The organism is Streptomyces endophyticus (assembly GCF_035798155.1).
Lineage (GTDB): Bacteria > Actinomycetota > Actinomycetes > Streptomycetales > Streptomycetaceae > Streptomyces > Streptomyces endophyticus.
In genome coordinates this window covers 18,448-30,895 of sequence record NZ_JAOZYC010000173.1, presented here as the reverse complement: position 1 = coordinate 30,895, position 12,448 = coordinate 18,448, and the positions used below count along the sequence as shown (strand labels likewise).

Genomic DNA, 12,448 nt, shown 5'->3' with positions numbered 1-12,448 from the left:
GGGCACTCAACTGGCGGATACTGCCGCTCATGACCTCTTCCACCCTGCCCATCGATTCCGGCCCCGCGCGTTTCGGGCTCGTCGGCACCGGCTCCTGGGCCGGGCGGACGTACGCCCCCGTGCTCGGGTCCCACAAGGCCGTCGACCTCGTCGGGATCTGGGGGCGCAGGCCGCAGGCGGCGGCCGAACTCGCGGCAGGGCACGGCACGACGGCGTACGACGATGTGGACGCCCTGTTCGCGGCGAGCGACGTCGTGGCGTTCGCGGTGCCGCCGGACGTCCAGGCCCCGCTCGCCGCGCGGGCCGCGGCGGCGGGCTGTCATCTGCTCCTCGACAAGCCCCTTGCCACGCGTCCCGACGCGGCCCGTGCCGTCGTGGAGGCGGCCGATGCCGCGGGCGTCGCGTCGACCGTCTTCTGCACGCTGCGGCACGCGCCGCTCACGGCGGCCTGGATCGCCGAACAGGCCGGGACGGACGGCTGGTTCACGGGCCGCGCGGACTGGTACGGCGCCCTGTACACGCCCGGCGACGACGCGCATGTGCGGGCCACGACGCCGTGGCGGGCCGAAAAGGGCGCCCTGTGGGACGTGGGTCCGCACGCCCTGTCGGTGCTGCTGCCGATCCTGGGCGACGTGCGGACGGTGGCCGCGCACGGCGGCCCCGGCGACACGGTGCATCTCGTGCTCCGGCACGCGAGCGGCGCCTCCAGCACGGCGGCGCTCAGCCTGACCACTCCCCCGGCGGCAGGCGGCACCGCCGTCGAACTGCGCGGCACGCAGGGCGTGTCGGCGATGCCGACGGGCACCGGCACGGCCCAGGAGGCGCTGGCCGCGGCCGTCGACGCACTGCTGGAGGCGGCACGCGGCGGCGCGGCGCACCCGTGCGACGCGCGGTTCGGCCTGCGGCTGACGCAGACCCTCGCGGCGGCCGAACGCTCCTTGGCGTCGGGCCGCGCCGAGCCGGTCCCCGAACACTAGGCCGAGGCAGCGTCCGGGCCCCTTTACCCTGGTGGCCATGCCGCTCGAGATCAGCGCCACCAACCCCGAGCACCCGGTGCTCCTGCTCGCCCTGCCCTGGCACATCCCGCTGGAGGAGTGGCCGGATGAGTACCTGGTGCCGCTGCCGCGCGGCATCTCGCGGCACGTGGTGCGCTATGCGCGCGCCGGGGACGAGGTCGTCGCCGTGAAGGAGCTGGCCCAGCGCCCTGCGCTGCGCGAGTACGAACTGCTGCGCACGCTCGACCGGTTGGGGATCCCCGCGGTGGACCCGCTCGCGGTGGTCACCGGCCGCGAGCAGCCCGACGGGAGCCCGCTGGAGCCGGTGCTCATCACGCGGCACCTGGGCGGTTCGCTGCCGTACCGCTCGATGTTCGAGACGACGCTGCGGCCGACGACGGTGCACCGGCTGATGGACGCGCTCGCCGTGCTCCTGGTGCGGCTGCATCTCAGCGGGTTCGCCTGGGGCGACTGCTCGCTGTCCAACACCCTCTTCCGCCGGGACGCGGGCGCGTACGCCGCCTACCTGGTGGACGCCGAGACCGGCGAGCTGCACCCTCGACTGAGCGACGGGCAGCGCGAGTACGACATCGATCTGGCGCGGGTGAACATCGCGGGCGAGATGCTCGACCTGGAGGCGTCGGGCGCGCTGCACCCGTCGATCGACCCGATCGAGTTCGGCACGGAGATCGTGCAGCGGTACACGGACCTGTGGACTGAGCTGACCCGCACCTCGGTGTATCCGGCCGGCAAGCACCACTACATGGAGCGCCGCATCCGCCGCCTCAACGATCTGGGCTTCGACGTGGCCGAGATGCAGATCTCCCGCTCGCCGCACGGCGACACCGTCACGTTCGTCCCGAAGGTCGTCGACGCGGGCCACCATCAGCGTCAACTGCTTCGCCTGACCGGCATGGACGCCGAGGAGAACCAGGCGCGGCGACTGCTCGGCGACCTGGAGAGCTGGATGGCGACACAGGAGGACGCGGCCGACGCCCGCCCCGAGGTCCTCGCCCACCGCTGGGTCCGTGACGTGTTCCGCCCCACGGTCCGCGCCGTCCGCGACCGCGTCTCGACGCCGATGGACTCGGCCGAGCTGTACCACCAAGTCCTGGAGCACCGCTGGTACTTGTCCGAGCGCGCCCAGCACGACATCGGCCTCGACGCGGCGGCCGACGACTACGTACGCGATGTGCACAAGACCGGCCGGTGACGGGGCCGTGGACCGGGCGCGGCCGGTGCCGTGGCCGCTACGTGATGGCGAGTGACGGCACCGACCGCAGCCAGTGACCTCCACCGGCCGCCCGGACGAGCGTGGGCGTTTGCGTCTCGCAACGCATTTTCCGGCCACATGGAACGTAATTGGTGGCCCGGCCCCACTCGCACTTGCGTGAACGGTCGCAGAGGCTTGTGGGTTACCCGCAGCGGGAAATTTCAGCCATTTTCGAGTGGCCCGGCACAGGTGCCGCAACGCCGCGCCCGCATGCGCACGAGCGAGAGAACCAGCAGGTGGGTAGCCCAACTCACCTCATCATGACGCACCGTCTGATCGTTTTCTTCGGGCAATGTTTATTACCAAAGGCCTTGGGACTATTTAGACTGCTCACGCTCAACTCGGTGTGAACAACGAGGGATTACCCACCATGAACAAGACGGCGCTTCGCGCCCTGCTCCGTGAACGGCGCGCCCTCATAGCTCCCGAATCCCATGGCTTCAGCAGGCCGACGGGACAAGGGCGCCGCGCCCCCGGACTCTCCCAGCACCAGGTCGACCAGCTCCTGCACCGCACGCTCGGCACGTACCACCGCCTGGAGTCGGGGACGTACCCCAACGCGCCGGCGGAACTGCTGCGCGACGTGGCGCGCCTCTTCGGGCTCAATGAGCAGGAGTGGGTGCTGCTGTGCCGCTACGCGCTGCTGCAGGACCCGCCGGGGCCGCTGTATCCGACGTCGGGCAAGGAGATCCCCGGCGTGTGGCAGGAGGCGGTCGACGGCATCGACCACATCGCGTATCTCTCGGACTCGTCCTGGGACCTGCTGGCGTGCAACCGGGCGTTCGCGGAGCTGTTCCCCGGCCACCGGGCCCCGGCGAACACCATGCGCTGGATGCTCCTCGACCCGCACGCCCGGCACATGCTGGTGGACTGGCAGAACGCGTGGGCGCCGCTGCTGCTCCCCCAGCTGCGCGCCGCCCTCGCCGCGCGCCCCGACGACGACACGCTCGCCCAGATCGAGAAGGAGGTGCTGGCCGACCCGGAGGCCGCCCCGATCTACCTGTCCGGCGGGTCCGCCATGCACCCCGACGGCGACGAACGCCCGCTGCTGCACGCCCGCCTGGGTCCCGGCTGGGCGACGATGTGCGCGGCGCAGCCGCTCACCACGCCGGGTGCGCGCCTGATGATCCTGGTCTTCCACCCGGGCGTGCAGCGCGCACACCCCAGGAGGCCCGCCCTGCGCGCAGGCTGATTTCCACCCCTCGCACCACATTTCCCCGTGGCAGACGCGTCGCAGCGACGTAGGTTGAGCGGGCCCCCCACAGCCCCTTGAGCCCCGTGGGAGACATCCATGCCCGCCTACGTCTCGATGCCGCACAGCGTTCTCGGCGCCCACAAGGTGACCACCGACGAGATCGCGGACGACATACGCACCCGTCATCCGGGCCATCCGCGGATCGCCGCCGCGGTGCGCGCCGTTCAGGGATGCGGCGTACACACCCGCTACTTCGCCCGGCCGCTCGACTCCCCCACGGTCGCGGGGGCGGCGGGCATCGCCGAGCGCGCCCGCACCGCGTTCGCGGACGCCCTCGACCTCGCCGAGCGGGCGGCCACCTCGGCCGTCGCGGCGGCCGGCCTGCGCGCGCAGGACCTGGACGGCCTGGTCACCACGCACTCCACCGGGTGGGCGGCGCCCAACCTGGACGTCCACCTCATGACCCGGCTCGGCCTGCGCCCCACGGCCCGTTCCCTCGCCCACACGACGCTGGCCTGCACGGGCGGCGCCAAGTCGCTGATCCGGGCGGCGGACATGGTGGCGGCGCGGCCCGGCAGCAGGGTGCTCGTGGTCGCCGCGGAAGTGATCTCCGCCGTCTACCACCACAGCGACACCGGCATCGACGCGATGATCTACAAGGCGCTGTTCGGCGACTCCGCCGGCGCGGCCGTGGTCAGTGACGAGCCGCTCGGCCCCGGCTTCGCGTGCGAGGACAGCTTCGAGCACGTCCTGCCGGACACCGCCGGGCAGTTGGGCGGCCGCATCACCGCCGACGGCCTGCACTTCGACGCCACGAAACAGGGCCGCGCCGCCTTCACCGTGACGCTGCCGAGTGTCACCGGCTGGCTCGGCGCCCGCCCCACCGACTTCGCCGTGATCCACCCGGGCAGCGGCCGGATCATCGCGGACACGGCCGCGGCCCTGGGCCTGACCGCGCACGACGCCCGCCACTCCACGGCCACGCTCACCGACGAGGGGAATCTGGGCGGCGTGAGCGTGCTCCGCGTCCTGGAGCGCACCCACCAGGAGCCGCCGCCCGCGGGCACCCGCGGAACGATGGTCGCGTACGGCCCCGGCTTCACGACCGCCGCGCTGCACGGGCACTGGCACGCCTGACGGACCCGGCCGCCCCTCCCCCACAGAAATGTCCCTTCGGGACACATGTCCCATTGGGACATCAAGGTGTATCGTCGAAGACATGAAGGCGAACGAGGCCACCAGCTCCCGGCCCGCCGGCGACCGCCGGCAGGCCAAGGCCCGGCGCACGCGTGAGGCGCTCGCCGAGGCCGCCGTCGAGCTGGTGCTGGAGCGCGGGCTCGGCGATGTGACCGTGGAGGCCATCGCCGAGCGCGCGGACGTCACGCGCCGCACCTTCAGCCGGCACTTCGCCGGCAAGGAGGACGCGGCCCTGGACTTCACGCGGGCCGACGGCGCGGGAATCAACGCCGCGCTGCGCGCCCGCCCCGCCGCCGAGCCACCGCTGCTCGCCTACCGGCGCGCGGTCGCGGACCATCTCGCCGCCCGGGAGACACCCGGCTGGCACCACCGTCCGCGGCTGCGCGAGCTGTACGCCGTCGTGGACGCGGAGCCCGCACTGTTCGCCGCGTACGAACGCATCCGGGTCGACGCCCAGGACGAGTCCGTACGCATCATCGCCGACCGGCTCGGCACCGACCCGGCCCGGGACCCGCGTCCCGAGGTCGTCGTCGGGGCCGCCGCCGGAGTGCTGACCGCCGCGCTGCGCACCTGGGCGCGCGGCGCGGGCACGGACGCCGAAGACCTCGCCGAACTGGTGGCGCGGGCCTACGACGCCCTCATCGAGGAGGCCGCCCGCGCGGCGGCCCCCGACGTCGCTACCAGAAAGTAGATCGCACCATGAGCACCACCCCCACCACCGGCAACGTGATCGACTACGCCGCCGAGTTCGCCGGGAAGACCGCCCTCGTCACCGGCTCCGCCTCCGGCATCGGCCTGGCCACCGCCCGCCGCCTCGGCCGCGGCGGCGCGAACGTCGTCATCGCGGACTACAACGAGAAGGGCGCGCAGGAGGCCGCCGAGACGCTGAAGGCGGAGGGCCTCAAGGCCGCCGCGGTCGCCGTCGACGTGACCGACCCGGCCTCCGTCGAGGCGGCCGTGGCGTTCGCCGTCGACACGTTCGGCGGGCTCGACCTGGCCGTGAACAACGCCGGCATCGGCGGCGCGAGCGCCCCCACGGGCGAGTACGCCATCGACGTGTACAACCGCGTGGTGCGCACGAACCTGGACGGCGTCTTCTACTCGATGCGCTTCGAACTCCCCGCCATGCAGGCCGCGGGCAACGGCGGCGCCATCGTGAACGTCGCCTCGATCCTCGGTTCGGTCGGCTTCGCCGGCTCCCCCGCGTACGTCGCCGCGAAGCACGGCGTGGTCGGCCTGACGAAGACGGCCGCGGCCGAGTACGCCGCGCAGGGCATCCGCGTCAACGCGGTCGGCCCGGGCTTCATCGAGACCCCGCTCCTGAAGGAGATGGACAAGGCCGCCCACGACGGTCTCGTCGGGCTGCACCCGGCGGGCCGCCTGGGCACGTCCGAGGAGGTCGCCGAGCTGATCGTGTTCCTGCTCTCGGACCGCGCCTCGTTCATCGCGGGCAGCTACCACCTCGTGGACGGCGCATACACGGCGGTCTGACCCGCCACGCCGCATACGCCACTTGTGTCACACGTCCACCTCATGGAACGGTCGGCGAGGGGTACGGGCAGGAGACCCGGACCGTCCCGAGGCGGAGGGTGCAGCGAACGCAATGGCAGGGCAGGCACGCGAGTCGTACTTCGACAACGTCAAGTTCCTGACGATCGTCCTCGTGGCCTGCGGGCACGCGTGGGAGCCGCTGACCTACGGCTCCCGCGCGGTGACGGCGACCTATCTCACCGTCTACGCCTTCCACATGCCCGCCTTCGCACTGGTGTCGGGCTATTTCTCGCGCAGCTTCGACATGGCGCCGCACCGCCTGCGGCGCCTGGTGACCGGGGTCGTCGTGCCCTACCTCGTCTTCGAGGTGGCGTACACGCTCTTCTACCGGTGGGCGCAGGACGATCCGGGATATCCGATCAGCCTGCTGGACCCCTGGTATCTGATGTGGTTCCTGGTGGCCCTGTTCATCTGGCGCCTGTCGACGCCGCTGTGGCTCCAGCTGCGCCATCCCGTGCTCGTGTCGCTGGCCGTGGGCACGGCCGTGTCGATGTGGCCGGGCGCGGGCGGTGACCTGGCGCTCCAACGGGTGCTGCAGTTCCTGCCGTTCTTCGTGGCGGGGCTGGTGCTGCGGCCCGAGCACTTCGCGAGGCTGCGGACATGGCGCGTGCGGTGGGTGGCGCTGGGGGTCGTGGGCGTGGCTCTGGTCGCCGCGTACTGGGTGGCGCCGTGGTTCGACGCGGGCTGGTTCTACCACCGGGGCAGCGTCCAGGGGCGGGGTGTGCCCGGGTGGGCGGGCCTGTTCGCGACGCCCGCCCTGTTCGTGCTCGCGCTCGTGCTGAGCGCGTGCTTCCTGGCGTGGGTGCCGGGCCGCAGGCTGTGGTTCACGGCCCTGGGCACCGGGACGATCTACGCGTATCTGCTGCACGGTTTCGTCATCAAGTCCTCCCGGTTCTGGGGCTGGTACGACCACCCGTGGCTGCACGGCCCGCTCGGTGAGCTGGCCGTGACGGCGGCGGCGGTCGCCCTCATCACCGTGCTGTGCACGGAACCGGTGCGGCGGGTGTTCCGTTACGTCGTCGAGCCCCGGATGGACTGGGCGTTCCGGCGGCCGACCGGGCAACGGTCCCTGCCCGAACAGACGGCGCCGCGCGAGAAGGTCACCTCCGGCGGCGGCTGACGGTCTGCGCCGAGGCGAGCAGCTGGTGCATCCGCTCGGTGAGCGAACCCAGGTCGTCGGCGGGCCGGTGGAAGGTGAGCCGCACGTCGGCCTGGCCGCGCATCCGCTCCAGACGCAGCGTCAGGCCGTTCCGGTCGACGGCGAGCGGCTGCACCCGGACGACGCCGTGCAGGCTGTCGGGGGCGATGAGCCGGGTGAGCTGTTCGACGGCCTCGGGGTGGGCGTCGGCGAGATGGGTGAGCAGGCGGGGCTCGGCGAGCGCGAGCGGGTCGGGCGCGGTGGCGGCGAGCTCGTCGAGGTCGATGCCGGTGCGCCCGGACCGGTTCTGCAGGACCGCCCGTTCGGGCCGCAGCACCAACTCCTCACCGTCCGGGACCAGCTCGCCCGACAGCCACACCCGCGCGCGCACCCGGTCGCGTACGGGGACGGGCGCCGCGTCGGCGAACTCCAGGAGCGTGGTGGGCCGTCCGTGCGGTGAGCAGAGCACGGCGGCGGCCAGCACACTGTCGGGCGGCGGCGCGATGCGCACCGCGCCGTCGTCGTCGACGCGGTGCGCGCCGACGAGGTCGTCCTGCCCCACATCGGTGGTGACGCCGCAGGTCCATGCGGCGGCGAGCACGGAGCGTGCGTGGGCCGCCGTGCTGGGCACGGCGGCAGCGATCTGTCGGACACCCATCCCGAACCTCCATTAGGTAAGCCTTGCCTAACTTACCCGAGAAGATCGATGGCGGTCCACCCCACACCCCTCCGTCTTCCTGTGTCGCCCGCCGACGTGAGCGGCCTTGTGCGCTTGACTCGACGGGTGCGCAGATACGTCGTGTTCCTCGTCGCCGTCGCCGCAGCGGCCGCCGCCCTGGCCCTGTCACTGCTGCTCTCCGCGTGGTGGTGGTTCGCCGCCGCCCCGCTCCTCGCCCTTGCGACGCTGGGCGCCTGGGACCTGACCCAGTCGCGCCACTCCGTGCTGCGCAACTATCCGGTCCTCGGGCATCTGCGCTTCGTGATGGAGTCCCTGCGCCCCGAGATGCAGCAGTACTTCGTCGAGCGCAACTACGACGGCCGGCCCTACGACCGGGACGTGCGCAGCATCGTCTACGAGCGGGCGAAGCAGCAGGAGGCCGAGGAGCCGTTCGGCACCGAGCGCGACGTGTACGCCTCGGGCCACGAGTTCCTGGTGCCGTCGCTGCGCCCGGTCGACCCGCCCGAACGGCCGGCCACCGTCCGCGTCGGCGGCCCCGACTGCACCCGGCCCTACGACATGGCGCTGCTCAACGTATCGGCGATGAGCTTCGGCGCCCTGTCCGGCAACGCGATCCGCGCGCTCAACAAGGGCGCGGCCCTCGGCAACTTCGCCCACGACACCGGAGAGGGCGGCCTGTCCGACCACCACCTGGCGCACGGCGGCGACCTGGTGTGGGAGATCGGCACCGGCTACTTCGGCTGCCGCACGCGCGAGGGCCGCTTCGACCGCGACGAGTTCGCCGCCAAGGCGGCGCACGAGCACATCAAGTGCGTCTCCCTGAAACTGTCGCAGGGCGCGAAGCCGGGCATCGGCGGCGTGCTGCCGGGCGGCAAGGTCAACGCGGAGATCGCGCGCGTACGGGACGTTCCCGAGGGGCGGACCGTGGTGTCGCCGCCCTACCACCGCGAGTTCGACACCCCACGCCAACTAGTGCTGTTCCTCGCCGAGTTGAGGCAGCTCGCGGGCGGCAAGCCGGTCGGGTTCAAGCTGTGCCTGGGCTCGCGTACGCAGTTCCTCGCCGTGTGCAAGGCGATGGTCGCGGAGGGCGTGACACCGGACTTCGTGATCGTGGACGGTTCGGAGGGCGGCACGGGCGCGGCGCCGCTGGAGTTCGCCGACCACCTCGGCACCCCGCTCACCGAGGGGCTGATCACGGTCCACAACGCGCTCGTCGGCACGGGGCTGCGCGACGCCGTCCGGATCGGGGCGAGCGGCAAGGTCGCCACCGGCGCCGACATCGTCAAACGCCTCGTGCAGGGCGCCGACTTCACGAACGCGGCGCGCGCCATGATGTTCGCGGTCGGCTGCATCCAGGCCCAGCGCTGCCACACCAACACCTGCCCGGTCGGGGTCGCGACGCAGGATCCACGCCGGGTGCGCGCCCTGGACGTCGACGACAAGGCGGAGCGCGTACGCCACTATCAGGAGGCGACCGTGCGCGGCGCGGCGCAGATCATGGCGGCGATGGGCGTGCGGGACCCGCGCGAGCTGCGCCCGGCCCAGCTCATGCGGCGCACCACGGCGGACCTGCCGGTCTCCTACGCGCACCTGCACGACTGGCTGGAGCCGGGCCAGTTGACCGGGCGGCCGCCCGCGACCTGGGCGGCGGACTGGGCGGCCGCGGACCCCGACCGCTTCTGAGTGCCGCCCTCCCCCGCGTGCGCCATCGAACACCGCCAACTCCACGCGAACGGGGGGTGAATATGCCAACCGCCCGCGCGGCGCGGCACGGCGCGGCATCATGCCGACATGGACGGTAGTACTGCGCTCCTACGGGAGCTCTTCACACCGGATGAGTACGCCGCGGTACGCAGTCATGCGGACCACTTAGGCGTGACCCTGGTCGAGTACGTACGCTCCTCAGCCGCCGAACGGGCCCTGGAGCGGCTCCATTTGACGCGGGCCCTGGAAGCCCGTGCACCGCGTCTGGGCAAGTTGCCGATACCGCAGGTGGAGCGCTCCCACTGCGCCGACGGGGCCTCCTCGCCCGCCATCGACCGGTTCCTCGACACGCTGGCGCACCCGCATCCCACAGAGAGCGGCTGACACGGCCTGAAACGGACGGTGCGGGGCACTCGGTGCACAGGAGCAGGGGTGACGCCACGGTGCGGTGGGAATGGGGACCGTCACCGAGATGCGAACCGAGCACAATCCACCACGAGAGGAAGTGGTCGTCATGCGTGCGTCGAGGGGCGCCGACCGGCGTGCCGCGCGCGTGGAATTCCTGATGCCGCAGGGGTCGGGCGCCGCCCGCTGGGCCCGGCGGCTGACCCGAGGGTTTCTCGCGGGACGTGCGGGCGAAGGGGTGACGGACGCCGAGCTGGTGGTGTCGGAGCTCGTCGCCAACGCCATCGAGGCGCAGAGCGGCAGCTGCCGGATGAGCCTGTGCCTGCACTCCGGCGAGCTGACCGTGGCCGTGCACGACGACGCGCCCGGCGGCCCCCGCCTGATGCCGGACTCGCGGACGGCCGAGTCGGGCCGGGGCATCGCACTGGTCCAGGCGCTCGCCCGCCGCTGGAGCGTGCGGCCCGACCCCAGGGGCGGAAAGACGGTGCTGGCGGTGCTGGCACCCTGCTGAATCCCGGCCCGACCGGAGCGGCGGCCATGCCACCCCGGCCAGGACCTCGGATCAGTGCCCGCGCGCGATCCACTCGTCGAGATGCGGCGCCTCCGCGCCGATCGTCGTGCTGTCACCGTGTCCGGTGCGTACGGCGGTCTCGGCCGGGAGCGCGAGGAGACGGTCCTTGATCGACTCCACGATGGTCGGGAAGTCGCTGAAGGTCCGCCCGGTAGCGCCGGGACCGCCCTGGAAGAGGGTGTCCCCGGTGAACACCGTGGCGAGCGCGGGAGCGTACAGGCTGACCGCGCCGTGGCAGTGCCCCGGCGTGTGCAGCACGGTCAGCTCGACGCCCGCGACACCGATCCTCTGCCCGTCGGCCAGCTCCCCGTCCGGCGCGCGGTCCGGGTGCGTGCGCTTCCACAGCTCGGTGTCGGCCGGGTGCAGCAGGATCGGCGCCCCAGTGCGCGCGGCGAGCGCGGGCGCGGCGTCGATGTGGTCGTCGTGCGCGTGGGTGCACACGATCGCGACGAGCCGCCGCTCGCCGACGGCCTCGGCGATGGCGTCGGCGTCGTGGGCGGCGTCGATGACGATCGCCTCACGGTCGTCCCCGACGATCCACACATTGTTGTCGACGTCCCACGTGCCCCCGTCGAGGGAGAACGTTCCCGAGGTGACGAGGTGCTCGATACGGGCGCCGGAAGCAGTCGTGTCGGTCATCAGAACACCACCACCGAACGCAGCACGTCGCCGTGGTGCATCCGCTCGAACGCCTTCTCCACGTCGTCCAGGGCGATCGTCTCGGTCACGAACGCGTCCAGGTCGAGGCGCCCCTGCAGATACAGGTCGATGAGCATCGGGAAGTCGCGCGAGGGCAGGCAGTCGCCGTACCAGGACGACTTGAGCGCGCCGCCACGCCCGAACACGTCGAGCAGCGGCAGTTCGAGCTTCATCTCCGGCGTCGGCACGCCGACGAGGACGACCGTGCCCGCCAGGTCGCGGGCGTAGAAGGCCTGCTCGTACGTCTCCGGGCGGCCGACGGCCTCGATGACGACGTCGGCGCCGAAGCCGCCGGTGAGCTGGCGCACGGCCTCGATCGGGTCGGTGGAGCGGGAGTTGACGGTGTGGGTGGCGCCCAGCTCGCGCGCGGTGGCGAGCTTCTTGTCGTCGATGTCCACGGCGATGATCTTCGCGGCACCGGCGAGGCGGGCCCCGACGACGGAGGCATTGCCCACGCCACCGCAGCCGATCACGGCGACGGAGTCACCGCGGCCGACGTTGCCCGTGTTGATCGCGGCACCGAGCCCGGCCATCACACCGCAGCCCAGCAGGCCCGCGGCGGCCGGCGAGGCCGCCGGGTCCACCTTGGTGCACTGCCCGGCGGCCACCAGGGTCTTCTCGGCGAAGGCCCCGATCCCGAGCGCGGGCGACAGCTCGGTGCCGTCGGCCAGGGTCATCTTCTGCTTCGCGTTGTGGGTGTTGAAGCAGTACTGGGCACGCCCGCGCCGACAGGCACGACACTGCCCGCACACCGCACGCCAGTTGAGAATCACGAAGTCACCGGGGGCAACCTCGCTCACCCCGTCACCCACCGATTCGACGACACCCGCCGCCTCGTGACCGAGCAGGAACGGGAACTCGTCGTTGATCCCGCCCTCCCGGTAGTGCAGATCGGTGTGGCAGACCCCGCACGCCTGGATCTTCACGACGGCCTCGCCCGGACCCGGGTCCGGCACCGTGATCGTCGCGATCTCCACGGGGGCACCCTTGGCCCGCGCGATCACGCCCTGCACCTGCTGTGCCATGACGGTCAGCCCTCTT

General features: G+C 72.3%; 13 protein-coding genes. 10 read left to right on the top strand and 3 right to left on the bottom strand.

What is annotated here, in order from left to right; genetic code table 11:
* Nucleotides 1–29 precede the first annotated feature (29 nt).
* The 7 genes from OKJ99_RS35830 to OKJ99_RS35800 all read left to right on the top strand — a co-directional run bounded on the left by OKJ99_RS35830 (nucleotide 30) and on the right by OKJ99_RS35800 (nucleotide 7,331).
* Complete coding sequence (locus OKJ99_RS35830; RefSeq protein WP_326022467.1) at nucleotides 30–977, top strand: Gfo/Idh/MocA family protein; 948 nt, start codon at nucleotides 30–32, stop codon at nucleotides 975–977.
* A 37-nt stretch (nucleotides 978–1,014) separates the two neighbouring features.
* The gene (locus tag OKJ99_RS35825) at nucleotides 1,015–2,208 is read left to right on the top strand and encodes a DUF4032 domain-containing protein (protein WP_326022466.1); all 1,194 of its coding nucleotides are present in this window, start codon (nucleotides 1,015–1,017) and stop codon (nucleotides 2,206–2,208) included.
* A gap of 430 nt (nucleotides 2,209–2,638) precedes the next feature.
* Nucleotides 2,639–3,460, top strand: coding sequence for an MmyB family transcriptional regulator (locus tag OKJ99_RS35820; RefSeq protein ID WP_326022465.1), 822 nt, complete (start codon nucleotides 2,639–2,641; stop codon nucleotides 3,458–3,460).
* 99 nt (nucleotides 3,461–3,559) lie between these two features.
* The gene (locus tag OKJ99_RS35815; protein ID WP_326022463.1) at nucleotides 3,560–4,600 is read left to right on the top strand and encodes a beta-ketoacyl-[acyl-carrier-protein] synthase family protein; all 1,041 of its coding nucleotides are present in this window, start codon (nucleotides 3,560–3,562) and stop codon (nucleotides 4,598–4,600) included.
* 82 nt (nucleotides 4,601–4,682) lie between these two features.
* Entirely contained in the window at nucleotides 4,683–5,351 is a 669-nt protein-coding gene (locus tag OKJ99_RS35810; protein ID WP_326022462.1) for a TetR family transcriptional regulator, read from the top strand.
* A gap of 8 nt (nucleotides 5,352–5,359) precedes the next feature.
* The gene (locus OKJ99_RS35805; protein WP_326022461.1) at nucleotides 5,360–6,151 is read left to right on the top strand and encodes an SDR family NAD(P)-dependent oxidoreductase; all 792 of its coding nucleotides are present in this window, start codon (nucleotides 5,360–5,362) and stop codon (nucleotides 6,149–6,151) included.
* A 112-nt stretch (nucleotides 6,152–6,263) separates the two neighbouring features.
* Nucleotides 6,264–7,331 (top strand): acyltransferase family protein, encoded by a 1,068-nt coding sequence (locus OKJ99_RS35800; RefSeq protein ID WP_326022459.1) that lies wholly within the window; start codon nucleotides 6,264–6,266, stop codon nucleotides 7,329–7,331.
* Here the strand turns inward: OKJ99_RS35800 and OKJ99_RS35795 are convergent.
* Nucleotides 7,312–8,007, bottom strand: coding sequence for a DUF2470 domain-containing protein (locus tag OKJ99_RS35795; RefSeq protein WP_326022458.1), 696 nt, complete (start codon nucleotides 8,005–8,007; stop codon nucleotides 7,312–7,314). The genes OKJ99_RS35800 and OKJ99_RS35795 overlap by 20 nt on opposite strands.
* Before the next feature lie 126 nt (nucleotides 8,008–8,133).
* Between OKJ99_RS35795 and OKJ99_RS35790 the strand changes: the two genes are divergently transcribed.
* From OKJ99_RS35790 to OKJ99_RS35780, 3 genes are all read left to right on the top strand, one after another.
* On the top strand, nucleotides 8,134–9,711 hold the full coding sequence (locus tag OKJ99_RS35790; protein WP_326022456.1) for an FMN-binding glutamate synthase family protein: 1,578 nt from the start codon (nucleotides 8,134–8,136) through the stop codon (nucleotides 9,709–9,711).
* Between the two features lie 192 nt (nucleotides 9,712–9,903).
* Nucleotides 9,904–10,116, top strand: coding sequence for a hypothetical protein (locus OKJ99_RS35785; RefSeq protein WP_326022455.1), 213 nt, complete (start codon nucleotides 9,904–9,906; stop codon nucleotides 10,114–10,116).
* Between the two features lie 130 nt (nucleotides 10,117–10,246).
* Nucleotides 10,247–10,648, top strand: coding sequence for an ATP-binding protein (locus OKJ99_RS35780; protein WP_326022454.1), 402 nt, complete (start codon nucleotides 10,247–10,249; stop codon nucleotides 10,646–10,648).
* 51 nt (nucleotides 10,649–10,699) lie between these two features.
* On the opposite strand, the gene OKJ99_RS35775 is transcribed toward OKJ99_RS35780, so the two are convergent.
* Together OKJ99_RS35775 and OKJ99_RS35770 are read right to left on the bottom strand one after the other, a co-directional pair.
* Nucleotides 10,700–11,347 (bottom strand): MBL fold metallo-hydrolase, encoded by a 648-nt coding sequence (locus tag OKJ99_RS35775; protein WP_326022453.1) that lies wholly within the window; start codon nucleotides 11,345–11,347, stop codon nucleotides 10,700–10,702.
* Nucleotides 11,347–12,432, bottom strand: coding sequence for an S-(hydroxymethyl)mycothiol dehydrogenase (locus OKJ99_RS35770; RefSeq protein WP_326022452.1), 1,086 nt, complete (start codon nucleotides 12,430–12,432; stop codon nucleotides 11,347–11,349). The genes OKJ99_RS35775 and OKJ99_RS35770 overlap by 1 nt, the downstream gene beginning before the upstream one ends.
* Nucleotides 12,433–12,448: the final 16 nt, after the last annotated feature.

Bases quoted from the DNA above. Each gene is read 5' to 3' on its own strand.
- OKJ99_RS35820 (WP_326022465.1), top strand. From the start codon at position 2,639: ATGAACAAGACGGCGCTTCGCGCCCTGCTCCGTGAACGGCGCGCCCTC.
- OKJ99_RS35825 (WP_326022466.1), top strand. From the start codon at position 1,015: ATGCCGCTCGAGATCAGCGCCACCAACCCCGAGCACCCGGTGCTCCTG.
- OKJ99_RS35800 (WP_326022459.1), top strand. From the start codon at position 6,264: ATGGCAGGGCAGGCACGCGAGTCGTACTTCGACAACGTCAAGTTCCTG.
- OKJ99_RS35795 (WP_326022458.1), bottom strand. From the start codon at position 8,007: ATGGGTGTCCGACAGATCGCTGCCGCCGTGCCCAGCACGGCGGCCCAC.
- OKJ99_RS35775 (WP_326022453.1), bottom strand. From the start codon at position 11,347: ATGACCGACACGACTGCTTCCGGCGCCCGTATCGAGCACCTCGTCACC.
- OKJ99_RS35810 (WP_326022462.1), top strand. From the start codon at position 4,683: ATGAAGGCGAACGAGGCCACCAGCTCCCGGCCCGCCGGCGACCGCCGG.
- OKJ99_RS35815 (WP_326022463.1), top strand. From the start codon at position 3,560: ATGCCCGCCTACGTCTCGATGCCGCACAGCGTTCTCGGCGCCCACAAG.
- OKJ99_RS35830 (WP_326022467.1), top strand. From the start codon at position 30: ATGACCTCTTCCACCCTGCCCATCGATTCCGGCCCCGCGCGTTTCGGG.
- OKJ99_RS35780 (WP_326022454.1), top strand. From the start codon at position 10,247: ATGCGTGCGTCGAGGGGCGCCGACCGGCGTGCCGCGCGCGTGGAATTC.
- OKJ99_RS35805 (WP_326022461.1), top strand. From the start codon at position 5,360: ATGAGCACCACCCCCACCACCGGCAACGTGATCGACTACGCCGCCGAG.
- OKJ99_RS35770 (WP_326022452.1), bottom strand. From the start codon at position 12,432: ATGGCACAGCAGGTGCAGGGCGTGATCGCGCGGGCCAAGGGTGCCCCC.